This is a genomic window from Maritimibacter alkaliphilus HTCC2654, from assembly GCF_000152805.1.
GTDB lineage: Bacteria > Pseudomonadota > Alphaproteobacteria > Rhodobacterales > Rhodobacteraceae > Maritimibacter > Maritimibacter alkaliphilus.
This window is the reverse complement of record NZ_CH902581.1, coordinates 1-23,019: the sequence shown is the minus strand read 5'-3', so window position 1 is coordinate 23,019 and position 23,019 is coordinate 1. Positions and strand designations below refer to the sequence as shown.

The window sequence follows — 23,019 nt, the reverse complement described above, 5'->3', positions numbered from 1 at the left end:
GCAATCGGGTCCAACATGCGAAGGAGCAAGTCTATTTAATCTTCTTGAGTTCCTGGATCTCACGGAGCGCGGCACGTTCAAACCGCCTGATCTGCTGAGTGATCTTTTCGTCATCGCCGAATGCGGAGGCGCTGCGCCGCCCATAGGAAGAAAAGTTGCGTACGATCCGAACACCTTCGTCGTCACGCACCTTCAGGTGGGTGAAACGGCGATACAGGCGTTTGGTGTGTGCCTTAGTCGATTTTCCAGATGCGATGTTTCTCTCCGCGATCTTGCGGGTTCGGCGCATCGCCCTTCGCATCTTTCGCCACTGCCGAGCGAGGGAGCTTTCTCGAATGGCTGGCCCCTCTTCGTGGAGCGAGAAGCCTAGGTATTGTGCTGCTTTTCCCGCTACGACGCCCGTACCCGTGAACTCGGTCCTTTCGGTCTTGTGGGGAGAGATATCCAGCTTCTCTGCCTTGATGAGATCCATGATTTTGGCTTCGGCTGCTGCGGCGTGAGCAGGGGCGCAGATCACCAAGATGTCGTCCGAATAGCGGCGATACAAAGCACCGATGCTGTCGCAGAAAGCGTGCGCTGCCGCGTCGAAATCAATCATGTACAGGTTCGAAGCTGCTGCGCTGATGGGGGTGCCCTGAGGGATGCCTCGCCGATGCCCCTTTGCCAGTTCGGGGTTGGGGTGAAACTTGATGCCATTGGCCTTGAGCTCTTCGACACTGGCGATCCGGTCGCGGCTTTTCTCCTTGAGCCGGGAGGAGAACGTGGCGTTCGCCTTAAGCTCTTCCATATCAACATAGTGGAACGCGGTGATCGCCCGAAACACGCGCATCCAGTGTTCGGGCAGCGAGGTTACGCCCAGCACTGCCTTTAGGCGGCGTTTCAGGAGCGTGTGGTCAAGGTTGTCGAAGAAGCTGCTGACGTCGAACGCCAGTATCGTGACGGGGGCATGGGTCTTGGCAAACGCAAGCACTTCCGCCGAGAAATCGTAGTTACCACGCCCGAGTGCACGATAGGCCAAAACGCTATCGGAGAGGCCCGCGGCGTTATAATGGGCGTCCAGCAACTTATTCATCTCGCTGGCGTAGAACGAAAGTATACAGGCGTCCCGGTGCGATGCGTATTTGATCGGGCGGTCCTTCGAAGTGATCGTCCGCTTCCCTGTCTTCGGGCACTTCTTGTAGCGTTTCTCGGATTTCGTGTAGTGCAGGAGTGGGAGGAAGGAGTGCTTGAGCACGAAGTCCGGGTCCATTGCCTTGCCAGCGAACTTCTCGCCAACGGGAAGATCGAAATGGCGGTAGCCTCTAGACTTAAACCAATCGAGCGGCATTCAGCCTCCTTGTCGCAGAGTTCGGAGGACTGGCCCTGACCCTGGGCTCCGGTTTGTTAGGCCGGGCGTCCCCCGAACGCACGCCACCTTCTGTCAGCGTATACGTTCAGCGTCTCACTTCCGAACGCCTCGCAGACACGGGTCTCGAAACGCGAGGTGGTATAATGTAACCGTGGAGGTCCGAGCTATGCTCAGTGTCTCATTCAGTCTGGCTCTGGTCGCGGCGATGCTGTTCGGCATCGTGCTGCCAGGTCACCATAAAGAAGTTGACAAGTTCAACGGCCAAACCCGTGGGCCATTTCCCGCGGGCAATAACGATTTGGTGAGCGAGTGTCGGCAATTCAAGGTTGCGAAAAAACAATTTTGCCAATCAGCGTTGGTGTCAGCAGTTGGAAAACCCGGCAAGCTTCCCCGCCGGGCCCGAGGGTGAGACCCCGTTCCTCAGAACGGGATCTCGTCGTCGCGGTCGACCAGCTCGGGGTTCTCGTTCTCGGCCGACTTCGGGCGGCTCAGGAAGTCGACCTTCTCGGCGATGATCTCGCAGCCGTAGCGGTCGTTCCCCATGCTGTCGATCCACTTGGTGTAGTGGATGCGGCCGTGGACGAGGACCTTCATGCCCTTTTCGCAATGCTCGGCGACCGTCTTGCCGAGACCGTTGAAGCAGGTGATGCGGTGCCATTCGGTGTCCATGACCCGGTAGCCGTTCTCGTCGCGCATCACACGGCCTTCCGAGAGGCGGGGGCGCGAGGTGGCGAGGCTGAAGTTGGTGATCTTGGTGCCGCTCTGGGTGGTGCGGACTTCGGGGGTCTGACCGATGTTGCCGGCGAGGATGACGATGTTCTGCATGATAAGCTCCTGTGTGTCCTGTCTTCGGGACCGTCCCTTCGACAAGACCCTGAAAAAGCCCGTCGGGTGACGCGTGCACGGTGGACAGCATGGACACCGGAAACCCCCAAAGGACCGGGGTGGAGCGGGCAGGACGCCTAAGGCGGCCAACACGGCCCGGACTGACGCGGGGTTGCGCGCAGGAGACCGAACGGGATTAGGGGATTGTCAGTCGAAGGGATGGCCCAGGAGACAGAGAGATGCGGGGAGCCCATGCCAGACCATGTCCCCTTGCCAATCGGACTGTTTGACCCAAAGCCCAGCACCCCACCAGCGGCCAAAGTGGCTATCACCAGCTCTCGCCCCACTGCCCTTCCCTGCAGGGGAATGCAGGGCCTTGCCGAGACAGGCTATCGATACCGGAATATTCAGGACACGAACCGCACCAACGGCTGATTTCGATCTCGGGACATTGTCGCCCAACGCTCTGCAGAAAATGCGGAAGAAAGCCGCCAGGTCAATCCCCACGGTCTCGGATTGGCAGATGGCGAAAGGTTGCACCAAGGCGGAAGTTATCGCCACGGGATGGACCACTTCCTGGCCGAACTGATCGGGGAGAATGGAAACCGCTTGTGCGCCGGTATCGCAGGGTTTCCGGCATTCTGAGCTTTTGGCGCCGACCTGGTCCGGTCACGGCCGAAAACTACGGCTGTTCGTCAATGTGGCGACGATAGATTGACGGCGGACGACATGGCTGCATGGAAAACTCCGGGTTCAGTCTGGGTCGGACGGATCAACTGCGTCCAACTCGAAAATCGTTGCCTCGGGTCTTGGTCCCATCACACGCGTTGGCAGATTAGGCGCAGGCAATTGCCCTCTGTGGTGCCCCTTCACCAACACAACCTTACCGCTGCGATAGCGCCGCTCATGTTCGCTCACCCAATGGCGAACAGGGCCGCTTCGCCCGTCCTGGACCTGACGCTCGAACTCAAGGCGAGCCTGCCGCTCCTGCATGTGAGCCGCGGCCTGCGGACCAATGCGGATTGTAAGATGGGATTTCTGCGCGCCTAGAATCCAGGACTTCCCGAATTTTCGAGCGGTCTTGGCATCCTTGGCTGTGAACGTCTCGTTTTCCGTGGGAATGATGCCACCCAAGTCCGGGGAAGCCAGCATCGCAAAGAGCGCGTAGGGGATGAAAAGATCGTAGCCTGTTTCAACTTGGTGCACCGTGCGCCGACCGTTGATCATTTCCATCGTATCACCGCTCCGCACACGGAATTCGACCATGGAACGGCTCAACTCGACTTCGACGTTGTCGTAGTTCAACTCGCCTGTCGGAGTTCGCTTCACGAGCAAAGCGCAGATTGGATCGACGACCCTCGAATTGTCGCGGCGATGGAACATCGTGATGCGCAAGTGGCCATTGTTTCGATCATCGATGAGATAGCCGCGTAGACCAGTGCCTATGGGTTTGTCGTCATGTCTCGTTACATGTGAAGCCCGTTCAAAGCGCGCGACACCCAGCTCTCGATCGTCAAATTCGACCCAAACAACGTCGGCGGGGAGCTTTACCTCACCCAGAATGGCCATTGCGGGAAGACCGGTTTCCGAAGCCTGCTTGGCGACTGCGTCATGAAGCGTATCGGCATAGGCTGCAGCCATATGGTCGAGCAGGTATACTTTTGCCTGCTGTAGGGCATCGAGCGCATACTCGCGAAAAAGCCTCAGATCCTCGGACGGCGTAAAGTGCCAAACCAGGTCGTCAGCAGGAGCCGATTTACCCGCAAGCGATGAACCGTATAAGGAAATCAATGATTTGTAGAGCATGCGACGTGACCCGAACCAAATACAACGCAGTGTCCGACGAACCCTGACGATGTTCAAGCTGCATTCATTGCACTGCAATTGACCGCTGATGTCTGTGCAAAGCCAGATTGGCTAACGCTCGAGCTTGTTTTCTTAATGCAAAGGCATGCCGACCATCGTCGGCTCATTCTGCCGGTCGGCCGGAACGGTGGACAGGCGAAAGGCCCGGATCGGAGCCTTGCTCCGAACCCGAGCCGTCTTCGATCCCGTGGGCGTTACGCCCAGGGGTCGATCTCACCCACCACCTGTACCTCGTCTCCGTCGATTTCATCGGCGGGGACGGCGCCAAAGGTTCCATCACCTGCCTGGAAGACGACGATCGAAACCATGAGCGTGGCGGCGAGGGAGGCGGCGAAGGCATGTGCATCTTTGCGGGACATCTGTTTGGCTCCTGTCTTGGAGGCGGAGGACCATCCCCCGCGCGACAGGACCCCGCTGGCCCGAAAACTGGCTGACATCACCGGGTGCGTTCGGCTCGTCCGAATCTACCCGGCGGCACGGGCTCGCCCGTAGTCCGACCCCTCGCGGGTTGATCTCGAAGACAGGATTCGGGGCAAGGAAGGGAATGGCGAGCGGGGGATGGTGCGACCGCTGACTGGAGCCGGGTGTCCCGCTGATGCTATCGCTGCCAGCCTCCCGGCAGACATTTGGTAGAAGACCTCCTTCCGTGTTGGATTGGATCCTATGGTGCCCCGCGATCTCGCAGGACAGGGTCGTGATTGGTGAGAGGCCCGCGCTTTGGCGGGCCCCTTGGATTTTTCAGGCTCAGGCGGCGAGTTCTGCGTTCCCTGCCCTATCGCCGTCCTCGCTGCCGACAATCTCCAGCCGCGCGTTACGATAGCCTTCTCTGGCGATCCAGAGTTCCGCAGCCGTGACAGACTCGGCCAGGTGGAGCAGCTCCGTGCAACCGCCGAAATCCAAAAGGACACGCACCTGCCCGGGCTGTGGTTCCTCAGCGACCTCGAAGGTCAAGGCGCTATCCGCCGAATGGGTCCGCATGATCGTCACGAGTATGACCCCGTCCGAGGAGAAGTTCCCCTCGTACAGCGTGAACGACGCCGGCGCCGTCCAGGTCGGATAGGGTCGTGGCGGCTCCTTCTTGACGAGACGGCCAACGCCGTTCGAGCGCTCCCAGGCCGCGAGTTTCTTCGTGAACCGCGCAGGCGGTTTCGGACTGTTGTCGGTGTAGCGAATGAGCGCCCCCAGGGGCGCGGTGTCGAGAATGGTGGTTGCAGACATGACTCCTCATTCTGAATGCACAAAATTGCATTCATCTTATTGATATTGTTGATTTTTATGTGATTGAGGGCGGGTTTCCCCACCCTCGGATGGCGCAGATCACTCCGCGGCCATCATCGATGCCTCATTGCTCGGCAAGTCCGCTGTAAGGAAGGCGGGCAGGTCGACATCTTCGGCCTGCTCGGTGTCGGAGTCAGACGCCCCCTGCCCTTCCACACCGTCGAGTGCCTCGAGGTCGTGACGGCGAAGAACCTCCGGCAACCAGCCGCTGCCTTTCAGCAGACGCTCGGCTTCGGTCGCCATCTCGCCCTTCTTCAGATGATCGAGGAGCTGCGCCGTCCCCTCCCCTTTCGCCTCGCGCACAGCCTCGAGGATCCGTGCCTTGGGCACGCGGTTCAGGTAGGTATCGACCGTCGGCTCCCAACCCGCCTCGACCAAGTCGAGTTCGACCGCCTGTGCGACCAAGTCCGACTGGGTCATCCGCCTGGTCAAACCGTCGGCGGAGATACCTGCACCATAGGGGTTCACCTTCTCATGGAGCGCGTTGATCCCGAAGCTGAGGCAATGCGCGAGCAGCGACAGCCGGCTCGCTTGATCGAGGGAGGTCAGGTAGTCCCAGAGAGCGGCATCGTCGCCGAGCGGCAAGTCGGCCTCCCACTCCGCGTGGCGATCGTCCACCAGCTTGGCCACTACGCTGTCCTTCAGGTCGCTCGCCTGCGCCGACATGTAGACGTGACGCACCGAAGCCTCGAGGCAGCTGCCGGCCGAACTGGACGTCCGGAAGGTATCATTGACGAGCTTCAGGAGCAGCAGCGTCAACGCGACGTCAGGGGAGCGACCGACAGCTTCGCGCAGTGCCAATGTCCGGTGCGCCGTCAGCTCCATGATCAGCCGCTCGGGCAAGGGCTTCAACGCACAATCGTCCTCGTCGTCCGGCACGTTGACGCTAAACGCCTGACCGGCAGAGGTGATCACCGTGCCGTGGTCGACACCATCCGCGCTGCTCGCAGATGAAAGCTCAGCGCCCTGCCCGTCTGACGCCTGTTCACCGCTGTGGACGTCGGCATCTTCCCGAGGCTCATCCTCGGGCCGCACGAAGCCCCGATAAACGGCAAGCTCGCCATAGCGGTCAAGCGTCACGAACGCCCCTGCCCGTGCGATCTCCTCATCGTCGAAGATCAGCGGCCGGGCCTCGAGCTTCTCCATCGCGACTTCCAACTCGCCAAGTCGCACGTCGATCTCTTCAGGGAATTCATCCTGGCCCTCGTATTCCTCCTCGAGCGCCCGGTACTCGGCAAGCAGCTTGGCATGGGCCGCGCCTTCGTCATCCGTCATCGGCGCCGGGTCTCCGCTCAGCCGCCGCAAACCGTGGCTGTAGCCATAGGGCAGGTCGAGCGAGACCTCGATCCATTTCCAACCTTCGGTCGCGATCGCTTCGGCTTCAGCCTGAAGCTTCTCGCTAACCAGACGATCCAGCAGGGCCGGGTCTTCCAGCCAGCCGCCGTCATCGACCTGGAAGAGGTCGTGCAACATGGTGCCGCCAGCTGCCTCATAGGCATCGACGCCGACAAAGACGGCACGACGATCGGAGGCCCGCACTGAGGTTTCCGTCAGCATGCGCCGGATCTGATAGGGCTCCTTGTTCCAGGATGACCGGATCGCCTCCCAGACCTGAACCTGCCGCTCATGATCCGGATTGACCGTGAAGGCCATCAGCTGCTCCAGCGTCATCTCGTCCTCGGCGTAGAGCTCGAGAAGGGCAGGGGCCACGGCGGCGAGTTTCAGGCGCTGTTTCACCACCTGCGGCGTGACGAAGAAGGCGGCTGCGATCTCTTCATCGCCTTGACCCTTCTCCCGCAACGCCACGAAGGCGCGGAACTGGTCGAGCGGATGCAGGGCTGCACGCTGCATGTTCTCAGCGAGCGAGTCGTCTTCGGCGAGGATGGTGGAATTGGCATCCCGCACGATGCAGGGAATGGGCGTGGTCTTGGCCAGGCGTTTCTGCTTCACCAGGAGAGACAGGGCCTGGAAGCGTCGGCCGCCAGCGGGGATTTCGAACTTGCCGGTCTCGGCCCCATCATCCGCCAGAACGGGCCGAACGCTCAGGCTCTGCAGCAACCCACGGCGGGCGATGTCTTCGGCCAGTTCCTCCACCGAGATACCGGCCTTGATGCGCCGGACGTTGGACTGGCTCAGCACGAGCTTGTCGAAGGGTATGTCCCGGGACGGGGACAGGGTGACTTTCTGGGCAGATTTCGCCATCAGATCTTCTCCACGACGGGCGCCGGAAGCCACTCTTCCGATCTCACTTCCCGTCACCCCTTTCACAGCCCATCTCTCCCTCTCAACATGTCCACCGCGGTGGACATCACCCAGTTGCTGCCCCAGAACGAGAAAGCCTCTCCAACAACAGTGATGGGTTGAAGTCAGTTTCTCTGCGACCGAGCGTGATGCTGTGGAAATACGCTCCAAAGTCTCGGATGCGATTGCTCATCTGGAGAATTATGAAGATGGCGCATGATGCTTTTTGAGAGCCTATCTTCCTAGCAGCCTTTTCGAAGGTGCTTTCGTGGATTCCCATCATTGGAGCGAGCGTTCTCGCGTGGCTTTCGACATCGTGCCAGTTCCTAAGTGTGTTGGTTGCGAACGATGTAGCCTGGTCACAAACGCTTGTGAGCGTTTGCAGGGGAAGTGTTTCGCTGTTGGTCCCGCTTTCTAAATCTTTTTGTTCTTTTTTAGACTTAGAATGGTGGCGGACAGTTTGCCCGTCATTGGCGGGCAGTTTCATTGTTTCTGGTGCGTCCACCGCGGTGGACATCTGTTTGCATTGAGCCTCCAGTTCGCCGAGCAAAGCACGATACTCCGCGATCGAGAGCTTCCTCCGAAGAACTCGGCGTACCTGATGAGTGAGTTCGTTCTCGGGGTCAGTTTCGTCGATCTGAGCAAGTTTGGTTAGGATTTGCTTTCGCAAAAACACGCGATCCCGACGAGCGTTTTCCATCGCTTGGGCTGTCGCAAGTAGTTCGCCGGCACGCGCGAGCAACGGAGCCAGCGACAAGCCATAGCTAATGGACTGACCTTCGGAGGACTTCACTCGGTATCTCTTGCGATTTGGGCTGTCGTGGCGCTTCATGAAACCGAGTTCAACAAAGCGATCGATGTGCCTACGGAGGGTTCGTTCATCGATCCCGCCAACTCGACGGCAGATCTCGTCGTTGGAAGCGAAGACTGTGTCTCCATGCCCAGGCTTGAGAAAGCTCAGCATCGCTTGGAGCGTTTGAACATGTCCTGGACGGAGACCGAACAGGCTGCGAGTATCTCTGAGCGCGCGGAAGACTGCCCAGATGTCGGTTTCAGGTGTTGACGTGGCGGGGGTGCCCTTGCCGACGCCAAAGGTCTGAACGGAAAGCTTTGTGAATGCCATGTTTGTTGAACGACGACCGTTGCGGCCCACAACTTCCCCGGCTCTTCCCGCTGTTTTTGGCGAGAAAAGGCAACAAAAAGACGTCCACCGAATCGGTGACTCTTGACCGGTATGTCGGAGATTGCTACATCACAGGTGCAAATCAGATGATGAGGGCTCTCCGGGGGAAACCTTGGGGGGCTCTTTTCTTTTTGGTCTTCGCCTTTCTCCTCTGCTCGTGTTTTTGGTTATGACCGGGGATCAGCTCCCCGAGCCTCTCTCATTCTGCCATTGTTCAAAAAGCTGTCGCAGCGTGGTTTCCGCGCGCTCTTCGAGCCATTGGCCGAATTCCGGGTTGTCCTTGCGGGTGATCTTGATAGCGATCGACTTGCCGTCGACTGAAAGTGTGCCGACAGGGCTACCACTATTGTCCTTTACCACGGTCGTTTGGCCACGGACGCTTTGGTTGGCTGCGCCACGCGCCTTGCTGGAGCAAGCAACATAGACGGCTTGAAACTTGTCCGAGCTTGGAGTGGTGTCAGGCAGAGAGGCAAGTGTCTCACGCGCAATGTCGACAAGCGGAGCCTTCTCTGAAAGTGCAGCAAGATCACCCCATTGCCGTCGACCTACGCCATGAGCCGGTCCGATAAGCCGGACAAGTTCGTCAGGCAGCTGCTCGATGACTACACGATGGTTCGACACACCTTGCCGGGTGAGGCCTAGGGCATCCTGAATGACGCCAGGCTTGTAACCGGCCTCCTGCATCTCTTTGATAAAAAGAGATTTTTCAATGAAAGACGGATCCAGCCGCAGGTTGTTTTCCTGACCCTGCGCGATCAGAGAAGCATCATCATCGAGCGTTCGAACGATCGCTTTGACGGTTCCACCAACTCTTCGAATGGCTGCAAGTCTGCGACGCCCGTAGATGATGCGGTATCGATCCGGTTGGTCAGAGGGGCGAACCATGATCGGCACTTGCTGACCATGCTTGCGAATGCTTTCGGCGAGATCTTCAATGCTACTATCTTCCAGGATCAGGCGATCCCGGAGACCATCCATATCGATCCGGTCGGGTTCGATATCTCGGATTGAGTTGGCAGTGATTTCCCGGAGAGAATCCCGCAATCCGCCAACCGAGCCAGGTAGCTTCGAGGATTTGACCGGGGCAGGGGAGGGGGCTGCCGACTCTTTCTCGTCTTTCGGTGGCTGGTTGAAGATATTTCGAGCCATCAGCGACGCCCCCATGCCATTTGGATTGTCTGCTCCAGCTCATCGGCAACGCTGTTCACGCTGGTCAAAGCCCGATCAATGGTCTTCCGAATGAGCTGGCTCGGGTCTACCTCATAGATGGTTTGCTGAGTCATGCCGGCGTCAGAAATGGCTGTCGACTTCAGCATCGGTTCAGTCATGACTTGGCCCGCAAGGATTGAGCGCAGGTACCCGGCCATTTGCGTTTGTGGTCCGTCCGACGGCTCGTAGCGTGTGATCAGGAACTTTACGAAGTCCCAAGTGACATGTCGTCCAATCGCCTCTTCGACGGCTTTGATCGTTTCCGAAGCGAGTTTGAGGAACTGGCTCATCGAAGCGATGTCGAGCATGCCGGGGACGACCGTCACGAGTAAGCCCGTGGACGCTGCCAATGCTGTCAATGTCAGGAAGCCCAACTGCGGAGGGCAATCGATCAGCACGATGTCATAGTCTGAGTCGACTTCCTCTAGCGCCAGAGCAAGACGCTCTGCGAAAATCGGCTGAACCCTGCGCGCAAGGGCATTCGCTGTTTCGGTTTCGTACTCGGACAACATCAAGCCGGCCGGGACCATGTCGAGCTTGTGGAAGTATGTTTTCTGGATGACCTCCGAGAGCGGAACTTGATCATCGTATCTCAATGCGTCGTAGATTGTGCCGCCTTCGGCAAATTCGAGCTCAGGCCGGAAGCCGAAAAATGTCGTCAAACTGGCTTGTGGGTCGAGGTCCAGCACAAGCACGCGGTAGCCACGAAGGGCATACCTGTGTGCCAAATGGATCGTCGCTGTTGTCTTCGAGCTGCCGCCTTTGAAATTCACGACCGAAATGACCTGAAGACGGTCGCCGTCTCGGCGGCCAGGTCTGTACGCGTCAGCATTTTTGCCTGTCCGCGCCAAAATGTTGCGGAGGTCGTCAACTTCTTCGGCTGTGTAGAACCTATGACCACGACCGTCAGTGTGAACTTCTGGGAAGCTGCCATCTTTGTGGCGGTTGCGCAGGTTCGACGTACTAACGCGCAGCAACTCGGCGACCTCGGTCGAGCTGAAGCGGCGCAAGGACTTGCGTTCTTCTGGCTCGAACGCAACTTTCATCTGCCGGTCAAGCGACTCAGCAAGACTGTCTGCGAATGCTCCGATGTCGGAAGAGCCTATTCCTTGCGCGTAGCCCGTATTTCGATCATCCATGTTCTGCCGCCTCTCATGGCCTTTGCTAAGGCTCTTTGTCGTTCTGACGGTCGAAGCCGCGTCTGACGCGTTTTTCCGTCAGAATGGAAATGCCACGAACATCTGAGTCCGGCAAGAAGAATCTAAATGTAGTGGAAAAGTTATCCACAGCACCAATTTGGCCGCGTGGGGCCTGTGCCGTCTAACGCATTGATTACTTACGATAAAGACCGAATCTGGCGAGGTTGGTATCCTTCGAGATATTTTCTGCTCGCGCCAACTAACCCCAAGGCTTTGTTGGATATTTAGGTGATCTTAGTCCAATTGAGGCGATGATTCTGGAAGATTTTGGCTGCGCGACAAGAGTAGTTTGCCGACCTTAGGGCCTACAAAAGGCCGAGACGCTCTGCCCGCTCCAGCAGCATTCTGACTGAGGAAGGCTGCCAGCTGGTGCGACCGCGAGGGGTGCGCTCACGCATGGATTCCAGTCGGTCGCAGATTGCCTGCAAGGTGATCTCGGGGTCAGCACCTTTGATTGCGGCGACAATCGCGGGCAGGCGATCGTCGGTTTCGCGACGTCCAGCGCGTCCAAGCACTTCAGCGGGCAGGAATCCGTCCGCCACGTATGCCTTCACGGCGCGGAGCAGGCGGCTTTGCGTCCAGCGCCGATCATGGGGCAGGGGGCCATTGATGATCCGCAGGACGTCTTCCCAAGCCATATCGGGGCGCAAACGGCGCACATGGGGCACCCAATCCTGCGCAGTTTCGTTCAAGCGCTCCATGTAGCCGTCCTGTCGCGCCAGCCGCACCTTGCGCAGCGCTTCAGGGTCCTTGGCGCGAAGACCTGGGTTGCCGCCGACGCGGCCCTTTGAGCGTGCCGAGGCAAGTCCGGCTTTGGTACGCTCGCGGATCAGAGCGCGTTCGAACTCAGCCGCAGCGCCCAGAACCTGCAACGTGAACTTGCCCTGGGGCGAGGCAGTGTCGATCGGGTCCTGGAGCGAGCGGAAGAACGCCCCCTTGCCCTCCAGTCTTTCGATCACCTCAAGTAGGTGCGACAAAGACCGCGCAAGCCGGTCGATCCGCACGACGACCAGCGTGTCGCCCTTGCCAATCCGCTCTAGCACACGTGCAAGCACGGGCCGCGCGCGATTGCCGCCCGAGGCGTGCTCTTCAAAGATCTCGGCGCATCCCGCAGACTGCAGTGCCTCAGACTGGGGCAGGGGGGTCTGATCCTCGGTGGAGACGCGCGCATAGCCAATCAGGGGCATGAAACTGGGCCGTTTGCAATTTAATATATTGCCAATAAACGACCGTTTGAAAACGAATGCAAGCAAGTGATCTCTTGTCGTGCTGGTGCACAATCCCTTGGTTTTCTTGCACTGAGCGCGATCTGAGAGGTTCCGCCGACAGTCGCGCGTCCGTACTATATAAAGAGCGCGGGCAACTGCCACAAAATCGCTTGGGTAATGTGCATAATATAGATATTTTGCACATATGAAGCCGCAAGCATCTACTTTTCCTGATGATTTTGACGACCCCCTCATCACCACCGAGGGGGATGTGGGGGCTCACGAGGACGACCTCTGGTTCCTGCCGGGGCCGCTCGAAGAAGAACCGGATGATTTGCCGCCCGGGCCACGGGCAGAACCGTCCGACATTGCTGTCATCGACGACTGGGCAAAGGCGGAAGCGGCTCAGGCTGCGCGGCTGGCAAAGGTGGCTGGACGCCTGGGTGCGCTGGATGACCGCTTGCTGCGTGGCCCGGATGGCTGGCGACACAGACTGGCACTGATCGAGGCGGCAGACCTCAGCTGGCTTGCAGGGGATCGGGTGAGTTCTGACCGCCTCGCTCTTTGGATATCAATGCGATTGTCTGGCGCACAGGATGACCCGAATGCCTTGGCAAGAGTTGGCTGGGCTGTTCGCCGCCTGATGGGTGGTCCGGGTCCAATGGTCGATCTGGCGGCCTTTCTGGACCGCCGCGATCCCGAGAACATCGAGGATGCCACCGAGCGGCTAGAGGAGCGCGCGGGCGGATGGCTGGAGGTGATGAAATCAGCTGTTCATCTACACCCGATCACGCGGGCTTGCATGGGGTTTCACCTCTGGAGCTTGGCGGGTCTCGGGCAACAAGGCGACCAGATCGAAGCAGCCGTTACCGCGGCAAGGATCACGGCCAGCGACGGAAAGGGAGCGAACTTTGCACCACTAGCTATGGGTGGGGCAGGGGGGTTGCGCGCGTCGGGCTTACCACCGGAGCGTCTTGCTCGCTGGCTGGATGGGATGGAGACTGCCTGCCTGACCGCGATGCGGCACTTGGACTATATCGAGACATGGTCAGCGAGGACAGAAGCAGAGATGAGCTCGCTCTCAGGCAAAACTCCACCGGCTTTGCGTGCCGTGCTGACCGAATGGCCGCTCCTCTCCGCACCGATGGCCGAGGCCCTGACCGGCACTAGCCGAGCGGCGGTCCAGCGGAACCTGACCTGGATGGAAGAAAGGGGATTGGTCCGTGAGGTAACAGGGCAGGGAAAGTTTCGAATGTGGCGGACAGCAAATTAGAATTTGCCTAAATGCGAACAAGAACATGCCCAAGCGGGATTTCAGCCATTCAGTTTCCAGTAAAATACGCGACCTTCAGGAGAGGCGCGAGCACCTCGAAGCCGCGGTGCCGGATCGAGCGATAAATCTTGCGGTAACTCTGTGCCTGCACCTGTCCGAGTTGATCAGCTTGGCCGGCTACGGCCTGATTCGTGGAAGCGGATGTCTAGGAAACTAGGGGCACCTCAGAGCGCGGTTTCTTCGCTGCCCGCGATATTGGTCACGGTGTTCCTAGCGCGGAAGCCAAGGACTGTCCGGTTTGATTGCCGCGGATTTCCTCAAGAAACCTTTTAGGCCTCCTCCCTCAGCGCATCTATGACGGGGCATTCGGGCACATCGTCTCCGCTACATTGCGCCACGGTGGACGACAGGACGTGCTCAATGCGCTTGAGATCCGCGATCTTGGCGCGGACTGAAGCGAGATGCGCATTTGCCAGACCCTGCACCTCGCCGCAGGTCTGGGCCCCGCCATCGACCAATGCGAGCAGATCGCGAACCTCGTCGAGCGTGAACCCCAACTCGCGCGCGCGCATAATGAAGCGCAGACGCGCGACATGTCTGTCATCGTAGACGCGATAATTTTTGCTGGAGCGCGGCGGCTCGGGCATGACGCCGATGTTCTCGTAGTAGCGAATAGTTTCGAGATTGCAGCCGGTCAGCTTGGCCAGATCTCCGCGCCTGAGGACCTTCACCGATCTGTGATGATTATTCACACCAAACCCCCTTGAGCCTGTACCAGCTACAGACCCTAGATTGAGATCATCACTGAGGCAAGGATGATTCGAACCATGACTGAAACCACATCCGCCGGCCGCCAGTCGGCAATGGGCGAAACCCCGGCAGCTGACAAAAAGGCATGGGCGACAACCGGGCTCGGCGTACTCGGCGCGCTGGCCATGACCTCCTGTTGCATCCTGCCGCTGGTGCTGGTGAGCTTCGGCGTCACCGGCGTGTTCATCGCCCAGTTGGGCGCGTTCTATCAATATAAGTGGATCACCTTCGCACTGAGTGCCGCTTTCATCGGATACGGCTTTTACAAGGCGTATAGCCCGATCCCGGCCGAAGCCTGCGTTGATGGCACCTGCGCGCGACCGATGAACCGAACACTCATGCGGTCCATTCTCTGGATTGCCAGCGGGATCGTCGCCGTGGCGATGATCTTCCCCTACCTGACCCCCTACATCCTGTCCTACTGAAAGGCGTAACCGATGAAACATCTCTCTCTCGCACTCGCAACTCTCGGCATTCTGGCCGCAATGCCCGCCAGTGCCGAAGAACAGCGCATCAATGTCGGTGTCGCCGAACTGACATGCCCGACCTGCTCGTTCACCGTCGCGGCGGCGATGCGCGGCGTGCCCACGGTCGAAATCGTCGACTTCCAGGAAGGCGAGGAGTTTGGCACGGGCACTTACGTCGTGGCCTTCGACGATCAGGCGGCCAACCCAGACATGATCATCGAGGCGGTTCTGGCCAATGGCTATCCGGCCGAGGTGCTCCAGGCGGGGGAGTCCTGAGCACGGAAGGACGGGTATGGCCATGGATGACAAACATTTGGGCGGGCTTCTGGCCTTCATCATTGCCGCGCCGATCATGGTGATCTGCTGCGGCGGCGGTGGCGTCATCCTAGCCACCATTCTCGGCGGGATTGGCGGGTGGTTGATGGGGCTCGGCGGAATAGCCGCTGTCGTCGCGGCAATTGGCGCGGCGCTGGTTGTTCGCGAGATCAGGCGCAGGGGATCAGCAGGTGTCGATGGCGCACCGGATGAGACTTGCACCAAAACCCGGGCCGCCGGTGAGAGTATCCACCGCCCGGCCGATTTCGCGGCCGAGTAGAGCAACGCACCGGCACAGGTCTTTGGGCTGTTCGGGTCGATCCCGGATCCGGTGGCACCACGCAATTGATGCACCAGACATGAGGAAACAAATTACGATGCCTTCAGACGACACATCTTCGAACGGCCTTTTGAAAGTGGGCATCATCGGCACCATCATTGTGGCGCTCTGCTGCTTTACGCCCATTTTGGTGATCCTCTTCGGCGCGGTCGGCCTGGCCGCCGTCGTCGGATATCTCGACCTCGTGCTGTTTCCGGCACTGGGCATCTTTATCCTGCTGACCATTTACGCGCTCTGGCGCAAGAACGCGCGCGGCTCGGCGTCCTGAGGGAAACTGGGCTGACATCCATCCAAATAGCGCCTCAGACAAAGCATTGAAGAGAAAAACCTTATGACGAAGAGCTACGACCTTATCGTGATCGGCGGTGGAACCGGTGGCAATGGCGTCGCCCGGATGGCGGCGAATGCCGGCTGGAGCGTCGCCAGCATCGACAGCGAGCCCCATGGCGGCACCTGCGCCCTGCGCGGTTGCGATCCCAAGAAGATGCTGATCGCCGTCACCGAGGGCGTCGAGTGGGCGGAAAACATGAAGGGCAAGGGGCTGGAGGCGCAGCCTTCGGTCAACTGGTCCGACATGATCGCCTTCAAGCGCAGCTTCACCGACGCGATGCCACCGCGCATCGAGGCCGGGCTGGAAAAGGCCGGGATCGACGTCTTGCACGGAGAGGTACGGTTTACCGGCCCCGATGCGATCGAGTTGAACGGCGAGACCCTGAGGGCGAAGCATTTCCACATCGCCACCGGTGCCCGACCGATGACGCTGAACATCCCGGGCGAGGAGTATCTCGCCACCTCGACCGATTTCCTGGAACTGCCCGAGCGTCCCGACCGCATCGCCTTTGTCGGCGGCGGGTTCATCGCGATGGAATTTGCCCATGTGGCCAAGCGCGCGGGCGCGCGCGAGGTGACCGTGCTGGAGATGATGGACCGCCCCCTGGGCAACTTTGATCCCGATCTGGTCGCGATGCTGGTCGAGGCGACCGCAGAGCTGGGCGTCGATCTGCGCACCAAAGCGAAGGTGGCGAAGATCGAGAAACAGGGCGACGAAGTCGTGGTCACCGTGGAACGTCACGACGGCACCGAAACGATCACTTGCGATCTGGTGGTGCATGGCACCGGCCGCGTGCCCAACATAGACGGGCTGAACCTCGAAGCCGCTGGAGTCGAATACTCACGCCGTGGCATCAAGGTGAGCGACGCGATGCGCGCCACCAACCCGGCCATTTTCGCGGCCGGCGACTGCGCTGATAGCGGGTTGAATCTGACCCCGGTCTCGGCGGCAGAGGGACGCATCGCGGGGAAGAACATTCTGGGCGGCAAGGACGCGCGGGAGATCAAGTATCCGCCGATCCCGTCAGTGGTCTTCACCCTGCCCATGGTTGCTACCGTGGGCTTGTCGGAAGCGGCGGCCAGGGAGCAGGGGCTGAAGTTCGATGTGCATTTCGAGAAGACGGAGGGCTGGTATTCGTCGCTGCGCGTCGGCGCGAAACACACCGGATTCAAGGTTCTTGTCGAACGGGGCAGCGGGCAAATACTCGGCGCGCACCTGATCGGACCAGGAGCCGAGGAGCAGATCAATCTTTTCGCCATGGCCATGGGTGCCGGGCAGACCGCAAATCAGATCAAGGCGATGATTTTCGCTTATCCCAGTTACGCCTCCGACATCGGGTCGATGGTGTGAATTGAAATTTGACCGCCGCCAAGATGGTGGCGCCCGGTTCAAGTAAAGGAAATGAAAATGGATCAAACCGTCAAGGAACATGATTGCTGCTCTTCGAAGGATGTCGGCGCCGACAGTTATGACCTGATCGTCGTCGGTGCGGGCTCTGCCGGGTTCTCGGCTTCGATCACTGCAGCTGAAGCCGGAAAGCGGGTGGCGCTTGTCGGGCACGGCACCATCGGCGGCACCTGCGTGAACGTCGGCTGCGTTCCGTCCAAGGCGATGATCCGCGCCGCAGAGGCGGCCCATGGTGGCGCGTCCGCTGCCCGGTTCCCGGGCATTGCGTCCTGCGAACATGCGGTGGATTGGCCAGCCGTTGTGAAAGGCACGACCGATCTGGTCGCGGAGATGCGGCACAAGAAATATATCGACCTGCTGCCCGCCTATGAGAACGTCACCTATATCGAGGACGGCCCGGCGCGATTGGTCGAGGGTGGCGTCGCTGTCGGCGGGCGGGTGATATCCGCCCCGCGCATCCTGATCGCCACCGGCTCGCGCCCCCATCAACCTGCCATCAAAGGCATCGACACCGTGGAGACCCTCGATTCCACCGGTCTGCTGACCCTGCCCGACCGGCCCGAAAGCATCATTGTGCTGGGCGGCGGCTATATCGGCTGCGAGTTGGCGCAGATGGCCTCAAGGCTGGGGGTGAAAGTCACGCTTGTGACCCGCTCGCGCCTTCTGCCCGGCGCCGAGCCGGAGGTGGCCCAGGCGCTGACGCAAGCGCTGAAGACCGAAGGCATCGCGGTCGAGACCGGTCTTGCTTACGTCTCGGCCGCGAAAGCTGCGGGCGGCGTCATTCTGACTGTCGAACGCGATGGAAAGACCGAGGTTTTGTCCGCCGAACGGCTGGTTGTGACCACCGGACGGGTGGCCAATTCCGAGAACCTCGGGTTGGAAGACCTCGGGATAGAGACCGACGCGCGCGGCTCGATCAAGGTCGGTCCTGACATGGCCACGACGCGGGCCGGCGTCTGGGCGGCGGGCGATGTCACCGACCGTGACCAGTTCGTCTACATGGCCGCCTACGGTGCCAAGGTGGCAATCAACAATGCCCTTGGACTGGAGCCAATGCGCTATGAGAATGCGGCGATGCCATGGGTCGTGTTCACCGACCCGCAAGTGGCCGGTGTCGGCGTTTCAGAGGCTGGGGCCAAGGCGGCGGGGCACGAGGTCAAGATCAGCGTGATCACGCTCGACAACGTCCCGCGCGCCGCCGCGGCCCGCAACACCCGCGGCGTGATCAAGCTGGTGGCCGACGCCAAGACCGACCGCCTGCTGGGCGGCCAGATCGTGGCGCCCGAAGGCTCGGACACGATCCAGACGCTGGCAATGGCGCTCAAGTTCGGCATGACCTCCAAGGCCCTCGGCGAAACGATTTTCCCATATCTGACCACGGTTGAAGGGCTGAAACTTGCGGCCCAGACTTTCGACAAGGATGTGGCCAAACTCAGCTGCTGCGCGGGGTAATGCCATGGTGCTGAAGGAAAGGACCGATCTTCTGTCGACACTTCCCGGTGCGTTGATCGCTTGGGGTCTGCCCATTGCAGCGATGATCTTGGCGATCGGTATCCCGCATCCGATCAAGACCTGGATTTGGGTCGGCGCCCTGATCTGGATGGGGACGGCCTGTCTGTGGAATGCCCGCCGGTGCAAACGGCGGCATTGCTTCTGGACCGGGCCGTTTTTCCTGGTCATGGCGTTGGTTGTGTTGGCCTACGGGTATGGCTTTGTGGATCTTGGCGGCCAAGGCTGGAAGTGGCTGGGTGCGGTGATCGGGATTGGCGCGTGGGCTATCGCGGCCATCACGGAGCGCGAGGGCAGGTATCGTTGATGGGCCGTGCGGAACGACGGATTTTGGCCGTCCCGGTCGGCGTCGCCTACGATTTTGCAGAACACTTGGTCAATCGACAGGAGAGCGCTGTATCTGCGCGATGGATTATTGGACCCCGGAGCTTGATGCAGGTCATAACCGGACCGTCCGCAACCTGAGCGCATTACCAATGACCGAGACCGACGAGAGGCTCATCGCAGCGGCCGCAAACATCGGAGAGATCAACAGCCCGAAGAATGGATACAGGATCCCCGCCGCGATCGGAACGCCGGCCGTATTGTAGATCATCGCGAAGAAGAGGTTCTGCCGGATGTTTCGCATCGTCGCCAGCGAAAGACGCCGCGCTCGGACAAGTCCATTCAAATCGCCCTTCAACAGCGTGAAGCCCGCACTCTCAATCGCCACATCTGCACCGGTTCCCATTGCGATCCCGACGTCCGCCTGCGCCAGGGCAGGCGCGTCATTTACGCCGTCGCCAGCCATCGCGACCTTGCGACCCTCGGCCTGAAGCTCGCGGATGATGCGCGCCTTGTCTTCGGGCAAAACATCGGCCCGGACATCATCGATGCCCAGCCGTGACGCGACGGCACGCGCCGTGCGTTCGTTGTCACCTGTCGCCATGACAATCCGGAAGCCCAGTTCGTGTAGCGCCTTCAATGCGGCGGGCGTCGTTTCCTTGACCGGATCGGCGACACTGACAAGGCCGGCGACGTGCCCGTCGATGATGATGAACATCACCGTTTCACCTTCGTCGCGGCGGGCGTTGGCAACTTCGGTCGCGGCAGGCGCGTCGATACCAAGTTCGCCCAGCATCCGAGCGTTCCCGAGAGCGACGGACTTGCCGTCCACGCTCCCCCTAACACCCATGCCGGTGACCGCCTCAAAGTCCTTTGCTTTGGCAAGGTCTATCTTGCGGGCCTCGGCACCGCGAACAATGGCCTCGGCCAGTGGGTGCTCGGATCCGCGTTCAAGGCTGGCGGCCAGCCGTAGAACTTCGGCTTCGTCATGGCCGTCCTCGGGAAGGACGGCGGCAAGCTCCGGCTTGCCCATGGTCAATGTGCCGGTCTTGTCGACGATCAGGGTGTCGACCTTCTCGAACGCTTCCAGAGCTTCGGCATTCTTGATGAGGACGCCCGCCTGAGCGCCCCGTCCGGTCGCCGTCATGATCGACATCGGTGTCGCGAGCCCGAGCGCACAGGGACAAGCGATGATGAGCACGGCGATGGCGGAAACGAGCCCATAGGCGAGGGCAGGTGTCGCGTAGCCCTTAATTGGGCTCTGCCTCACTTTGTGTGGCGCAACTATCCTGAAACTGGAAAATTCAGGAGGGATAGTTGTGAGTTCGAAGAAGCACTGGTCGCCGGGCAGCGATGTTGCAGTTCAAAGCGTTGAACGAAGTGAATCCGGCGGGTGGATTGTATCTGGCGTCTTGGCACCCAACGGCATTTGCCCAGACTGTGGATTGCATTCACGCCGACGTCATGGCTGGCGGCGTCGGTGGCTGCAGGATTATCCCGCGCATGGAGACGCGGTAACGGTTGATCTCGCAGTTTGCCGTTGGCGATGTTTGGCGCCTGCTTGCCCGCGCCGGACTTTCTCGGACCAGATCAGCTCGATTGCGCGTCCATTTGCACGTCGTACTTCGCGTGTAGGGGAGATTGTCGGCCATCTTGGGCATGCGACAGGCGGACGGCCTGCGGAGCGGTTGTTGCATCGTTTGGGCCTTGGGGTCAGCGATGACACGGTGCTCAGGCAGCTGAAAAGGTGTGCTCAAGGCACCACCGAGGCGCCGACAATCATCGGGATCGACGATTGGAGCTGGCGGAAATCGCAAACCTACGGCACGATCATCGTGGATCTGGAGCGTCGCGTGGTCATCGACATCCTCGAGGATCGAGATGTCGTCACCTGCACCAACTGGCTAAAGCGACACCCCGAGGTGGAAGTGATCAGCAGAGATCGGTGCGGTCTCTACGCCAAGGCTGCCCGGCAAGGGGCACCGCAGGCAAAGCAGGTCGCCGACCGGTTCCATATCGTGCAAAACCTGCGGCAGGCCATTGAGGAACAGATGAACCTTCACGGCCGTGCCACCGGCAGGGCGCTGCTGTCCGACGCCGACAACATCACCGCAGCCGGAAGCCTTCTGAAGTCCCGCCTTGCGCACAGGACGTCCCGGGAAGAGATTTTCACCACCATCCATGCGCTCCGAAATCAGGGACTTTCCTGCAGCGAGATCGGGCGGCGAACAGGGTTTCCGCGTCGCAGCATCGCGAAATGGCTGCAGTTCGAAACACCACCGGACCGCAGGCGGGCCGCTTTGAAGCCGAGTTCGCCATGGTATTTTGAAGAGTTCCTGAGCCAAAGCTGGAAGGAGGGCATTCGAACTGGCAGCGCCCTTTTCAGTCTGATCCAAGAGCGTGGTTACGAGGGGAGCCAGTCGCATTTGCAGCGGCTGCTGGCGGGTTGGCGCAGAGCCGAACAGCAAGCGAGCGATCCCAAGGTAGAACACAAGATCCTGGAGCCGGTTCGGGACCCGGAAACGGGGCACGCGATCTCCCCGGTCATCGCGGCCGCGCTGTGCATCAAACCGCGCGGCAAGCTCACCTCGGATCAGGCGCGTAAAGTCGATGCGCTCAAGACCCGCTCTCCCGCCTTCGTATCGATGCGCAGCCTCGCCATGCGGTTCAATGGTATCCTGCGCGGCCGCGTGGCAGACCCGCTCCCTGCATGGATCGACGACGCGATCGAAACCGACCTGGCGCCCATCGTGCGCTTTGCCCGCACAGTGAACCGGGACTACGAAGCCGTCAAAAACGCCATCGAGATGCCCTGGAGCAACGGCCAAGCAGAAGGTCAGATCAATCGCCTGAAGACCCTCAAACGCGCCATGTACGGCCGAGCCGGTCCAGAATTGTTGCGGGCGAGAATGCTACCGTTCCACCACACAGATTGAGGCAGAGCCGATTTAAGGGCAACGCGACACCGCGCTCCATAAGGAAGCCGCGGCCTTGATTGATCAAACGCGTCCTGTCTGACACCAGCCGCTCCCGAGCACGGTGCAGGGCCTGAAGATCAAGCTGCTCTTCGGATTTGATTGCAACAAATGACATCGTCGGACGCGTCGCGGCTTCGGCAATAGCCTCCGCATCACGGTCATCGTTCTTGTGAACCTTCACATAGGGCCGGACATACAGAGGCGACATCAACCGAGGTTCATGCCCCTTCTGAAGGCAGAAGCGACCGATGTGATGCGCCCCGCCGCACGCTTCCATAGCAACGACGCAGGGCGGAAGCGTGTCAAGAAAGTCCAGCAGTCGATGCCGCTGGAGGCGTTTGCGAAACACAACCGCTCCCGCTTCATCCAGCCCAGCAAGACTGCAAACGGTCTTGCCCAAATCAATGCCCAGAACCTTGATGTCCATCGGATGCTCCTCTCTCCACCTATGCCCGCCAAGGTAGCAGCGGGTTGGCGGGAAGGCAGTTCATCCCATTAGCTCACGCAATAGAAATGCCCCTTCGACGCTTCGGGTTAATCGACGAATCTATGACGCATGCGCCGGGCGCTCGCATCCAGATCGTCGCTCTTGCCAGTCCAACCTGGAACGCCGCCAGCGATCTTCGTCAGTAGCGACATATATTGCCGCCGCTCCGCCTTTGAAAGGGGCGCCAGCATGGACGCCTCCCTGGCCATGAGTTCGGGAATGAATGCACTATACGCACGCCGTCCCAGATCGGTCAGGTAGAGCAATTGACGGCGATTATCACCCGGATCGACATCTCGTGTAATCATGCCATTTTTGTTCAGCGCGTTGACCGCGCGGCTTACATTGGTCTTGGAATGACCGGTCAGATCGCACATTTCCTGGACCGCCACGCCATCGCGAAACGACAAAAAAAGCAGCA

22 protein-coding genes and 2 pseudogenes are annotated in these 23,019 nt (G+C 60.0%); 9 read left to right on the top strand and 15 right to left on the bottom strand.

Going from position 1 to position 23,019, the window contains the following annotated elements; all coding sequences use genetic code 11:
* Positions 1 to 31: 31 nt before the first annotated feature.
* From RB2654_RS21830 to RB2654_RS21790, 11 genes are all read right to left on the bottom strand, one after another.
* The gene (locus RB2654_RS21830; protein WP_050772063.1) at positions 32 to 1,327 is read right to left on the bottom strand and encodes a reverse transcriptase domain-containing protein; all 1,296 of its coding nucleotides are present in this window, start codon (positions 1,325 to 1,327) and stop codon (positions 32 to 34) included.
* Between the two features lie 199 nt (positions 1,328 to 1,526).
* Entirely contained in the window at positions 1,527 to 1,688 is a 162-nt protein-coding gene (locus tag RB2654_RS23535; protein ID WP_008335992.1) for a phage holin family protein, read from the bottom strand.
* Positions 1,689 to 1,768: 80 nt separating this feature from the next.
* Positions 1,769 to 2,173 (bottom strand): single-stranded DNA-binding protein, encoded by a 405-nt coding sequence (locus RB2654_RS21825; protein WP_008335991.1) that lies wholly within the window; start codon positions 2,171 to 2,173, stop codon positions 1,769 to 1,771.
* A 753-nt stretch (positions 2,174 to 2,926) separates the two neighbouring features.
* Positions 2,927 to 3,979: a hypothetical protein gene (locus RB2654_RS21820; protein ID WP_008335990.1), complete on the bottom strand. Its 1,053-nt coding sequence runs from the start codon at positions 3,977 to 3,979 to the stop codon at positions 2,927 to 2,929.
* Positions 3,980 to 4,233: 254 nt separating this feature from the next.
* Positions 4,234 to 4,398, bottom strand: a complete 165-nt coding sequence (locus RB2654_RS23760) for a hypothetical protein (RefSeq protein WP_008335988.1) — start codon at positions 4,396 to 4,398, stop codon at positions 4,234 to 4,236.
* A 385-nt stretch (positions 4,399 to 4,783) separates the two neighbouring features.
* Positions 4,784 to 5,257 carry a UCP036055 family protein gene (locus RB2654_RS21815; protein WP_008335987.1) on the bottom strand — a complete coding sequence of 158 codons (474 nt, stop codon included), beginning with the start codon at positions 5,255 to 5,257 and terminating at the stop codon, positions 4,784 to 4,786.
* Between the two features lie 99 nt (positions 5,258 to 5,356).
* Positions 5,357 to 7,519: a ParB/RepB/Spo0J family partition protein gene (locus RB2654_RS21810; protein ID WP_008335986.1), complete on the bottom strand. Its 2,163-nt coding sequence runs from the start codon at positions 7,517 to 7,519 to the stop codon at positions 5,357 to 5,359.
* 106 nt (positions 7,520 to 7,625) lie between these two features.
* A complete protein-coding gene (gene repC / locus RB2654_RS21805) occupies positions 7,626 to 8,681 on the bottom strand; it encodes a plasmid replication protein RepC (RefSeq protein ID WP_008335985.1) in 1,056 nt (351 codons plus the stop codon).
* Between the two features lie 240 nt (positions 8,682 to 8,921).
* Positions 8,922 to 9,905, bottom strand: a complete 984-nt coding sequence (repB, locus tag RB2654_RS21800) for a plasmid partitioning protein RepB (RefSeq protein WP_008335984.1) — start codon at positions 9,903 to 9,905, stop codon at positions 8,922 to 8,924.
* On the bottom strand, positions 9,890 to 11,089 hold the full coding sequence (gene repA, locus RB2654_RS21795; RefSeq protein ID WP_008335983.1) for a plasmid partitioning protein RepA: 1,200 nt from the start codon (positions 11,087 to 11,089) through the stop codon (positions 9,890 to 9,892). The genes repB and repA overlap by 16 nt, the downstream gene beginning before the upstream one ends.
* A gap of 365 nt (positions 11,090 to 11,454) precedes the next feature.
* On the bottom strand, positions 11,455 to 12,336 hold the full coding sequence (locus RB2654_RS21790) for a recombinase family protein (RefSeq protein ID WP_008335982.1): 882 nt from the start codon (positions 12,334 to 12,336) through the stop codon (positions 11,455 to 11,457).
* 226 nt (positions 12,337 to 12,562) lie between these two features.
* Between RB2654_RS21790 and RB2654_RS21785 the strand changes: the two genes are divergently transcribed.
* Positions 12,563 to 13,630, top strand: a complete 1,068-nt coding sequence (locus RB2654_RS21785; RefSeq protein ID WP_008335981.1) for a hypothetical protein — start codon at positions 12,563 to 12,565, stop codon at positions 13,628 to 13,630.
* A 329-nt stretch (positions 13,631 to 13,959) separates the two neighbouring features.
* Here RB2654_RS21785 and RB2654_RS21780 read toward each other — a convergent pair whose 3' ends face one another.
* Entirely contained in the window at positions 13,960 to 14,361 is a 402-nt protein-coding gene (locus tag RB2654_RS21780; protein ID WP_008335980.1) for a MerR family transcriptional regulator, read from the bottom strand.
* Positions 14,362 to 14,457: 96 nt separating this feature from the next.
* On the opposite strand from RB2654_RS21780, the gene RB2654_RS21775 reads away from it, so the two are divergent.
* From RB2654_RS21775 to RB2654_RS21745, 7 genes are all read left to right on the top strand, one after another.
* On the top strand, positions 14,458 to 14,865 hold the full coding sequence (locus tag RB2654_RS21775) for a mercuric transporter MerT family protein (RefSeq protein ID WP_176244179.1): 408 nt from the start codon (positions 14,458 to 14,460) through the stop codon (positions 14,863 to 14,865).
* 12 nt (positions 14,866 to 14,877) lie between these two features.
* Complete coding sequence (locus RB2654_RS21770) at positions 14,878 to 15,183, top strand: heavy-metal-associated domain-containing protein (protein ID WP_009807473.1); 306 nt, start codon at positions 14,878 to 14,880, stop codon at positions 15,181 to 15,183.
* 16 nt (positions 15,184 to 15,199) lie between these two features.
* Complete coding sequence (gene merT / locus RB2654_RS21765; protein WP_008335977.1) at positions 15,200 to 15,502, top strand: mercuric ion transporter MerT; 303 nt, start codon at positions 15,200 to 15,202, stop codon at positions 15,500 to 15,502.
* A gap of 79 nt (positions 15,503 to 15,581) precedes the next feature.
* On the top strand, positions 15,582 to 15,830 hold the full coding sequence (gene merF, locus RB2654_RS21760) for a mercury resistance system transport protein MerF (RefSeq protein ID WP_243695714.1): 249 nt from the start codon (positions 15,582 to 15,584) through the stop codon (positions 15,828 to 15,830).
* A 63-nt stretch (positions 15,831 to 15,893) separates the two neighbouring features.
* Positions 15,894 to 17,243: a dihydrolipoyl dehydrogenase family protein gene (locus RB2654_RS21755; RefSeq protein WP_008335974.1), complete on the top strand. Its 1,350-nt coding sequence runs from the start codon at positions 15,894 to 15,896 to the stop codon at positions 17,241 to 17,243.
* A 57-nt stretch (positions 17,244 to 17,300) separates the two neighbouring features.
* The gene (gene merA / locus RB2654_RS21750; RefSeq protein ID WP_009807474.1) at positions 17,301 to 18,752 is read left to right on the top strand and encodes a mercury(II) reductase; all 1,452 of its coding nucleotides are present in this window, start codon (positions 17,301 to 17,303) and stop codon (positions 18,750 to 18,752) included.
* A 4-nt stretch (positions 18,753 to 18,756) separates the two neighbouring features.
* Positions 18,757 to 19,116, top strand: coding sequence for a hypothetical protein (locus RB2654_RS21745; RefSeq protein WP_008335971.1), 360 nt, complete (start codon positions 18,757 to 18,759; stop codon positions 19,114 to 19,116).
* Positions 19,117 to 19,248: 132 nt separating this feature from the next.
* Here the strand turns inward: RB2654_RS21745 and RB2654_RS21740 are convergent.
* Positions 19,249 to 20,370: pseudogene (locus tag RB2654_RS21740) on the bottom strand (heavy metal translocating P-type ATPase); the annotation flags it as partial.
* Between the two features lie 82 nt (positions 20,371 to 20,452).
* Here RB2654_RS21740 and RB2654_RS21735 point away from each other — a divergent pair.
* The gene (locus RB2654_RS21735) at positions 20,453 to 22,069 is read left to right on the top strand and encodes an ISL3 family transposase (RefSeq protein ID WP_422908288.1); all 1,617 of its coding nucleotides are present in this window, start codon (positions 20,453 to 20,455) and stop codon (positions 22,067 to 22,069) included.
* Here RB2654_RS21735 and RB2654_RS23135 read toward each other — a convergent pair.
* A pseudogene (locus RB2654_RS23135) lies at positions 22,059 to 22,538 on the bottom strand (IS110 family RNA-guided transposase); the annotation flags it as partial. The gene RB2654_RS21735 and the pseudogene RB2654_RS23135 sit on opposite strands and share 11 nt — an antisense overlap.
* A 107-nt stretch (positions 22,539 to 22,645) precedes the next feature.
* Positions 22,646 to 23,019, bottom strand: a 374-nt coding sequence (locus RB2654_RS21725; protein ID WP_050772062.1) for a MarR family winged helix-turn-helix transcriptional regulator, incomplete at its 5' end; no start/stop codon positions are given.

What these genes read in the sequence shown, in the direction of transcription:
- RB2654_RS21810 (WP_008335986.1), bottom strand. Translation starts at nt 7,519, where the DNA reads ATGGCGAAATCTGCCCAGAAAGTCACCCTGTCCCCGTCCCGGGACATA.
- merF (WP_243695714.1), top strand. Translation starts at nt 15,582, where the DNA reads ATGAGGAAACAAATTACGATGCCTTCAGACGACACATCTTCGAACGGC.
- repB (WP_008335984.1), bottom strand. Translation starts at nt 9,905, where the DNA reads ATGGGGGCGTCGCTGATGGCTCGAAATATCTTCAACCAGCCACCGAAA.
- repA (WP_008335983.1), bottom strand. Translation starts at nt 11,089, where the DNA reads ATGGATGATCGAAATACGGGCTACGCGCAAGGAATAGGCTCTTCCGAC.
- RB2654_RS21745 (WP_008335971.1), top strand. Translation starts at nt 18,757, where the DNA reads ATGGTGCTGAAGGAAAGGACCGATCTTCTGTCGACACTTCCCGGTGCG.
- RB2654_RS21755 (WP_008335974.1), top strand. Translation starts at nt 15,894, where the DNA reads ATGACGAAGAGCTACGACCTTATCGTGATCGGCGGTGGAACCGGTGGC.
- RB2654_RS23760 (WP_008335988.1), bottom strand. Translation starts at nt 4,398, where the DNA reads ATGTCCCGCAAAGATGCACATGCCTTCGCCGCCTCCCTCGCCGCCACG.
- RB2654_RS21820 (WP_008335990.1), bottom strand. Translation starts at nt 3,979, where the DNA reads ATGCTCTACAAATCATTGATTTCCTTATACGGTTCATCGCTTGCGGGT.
- RB2654_RS21815 (WP_008335987.1), bottom strand. Translation starts at nt 5,257, where the DNA reads ATGTCTGCAACCACCATTCTCGACACCGCGCCCCTGGGGGCGCTCATT.
- RB2654_RS21775 (WP_176244179.1), top strand. Translation starts at nt 14,458, where the DNA reads ATGACTGAAACCACATCCGCCGGCCGCCAGTCGGCAATGGGCGAAACC.
- merT (WP_008335977.1), top strand. Translation starts at nt 15,200, where the DNA reads ATGGCCATGGATGACAAACATTTGGGCGGGCTTCTGGCCTTCATCATT.
- merA (WP_009807474.1), top strand. Translation starts at nt 17,301, where the DNA reads ATGGATCAAACCGTCAAGGAACATGATTGCTGCTCTTCGAAGGATGTC.
- RB2654_RS21770 (WP_009807473.1), top strand. Translation starts at nt 14,878, where the DNA reads ATGAAACATCTCTCTCTCGCACTCGCAACTCTCGGCATTCTGGCCGCA.
- RB2654_RS21790 (WP_008335982.1), bottom strand. Translation starts at nt 12,336, where the DNA reads ATGCCCCTGATTGGCTATGCGCGCGTCTCCACCGAGGATCAGACCCCC.
- RB2654_RS21825 (WP_008335991.1), bottom strand. Translation starts at nt 2,173, where the DNA reads ATGCAGAACATCGTCATCCTCGCCGGCAACATCGGTCAGACCCCCGAA.
- RB2654_RS21830 (WP_050772063.1), bottom strand. Translation starts at nt 1,327, where the DNA reads ATGCCGCTCGATTGGTTTAAGTCTAGAGGCTACCGCCATTTCGATCTT.
- RB2654_RS21785 (WP_008335981.1), top strand. Translation starts at nt 12,563, where the DNA reads ATGAAGCCGCAAGCATCTACTTTTCCTGATGATTTTGACGACCCCCTC.
- repC (WP_008335985.1), bottom strand. Translation starts at nt 8,681, where the DNA reads ATGGCATTCACAAAGCTTTCCGTTCAGACCTTTGGCGTCGGCAAGGGC.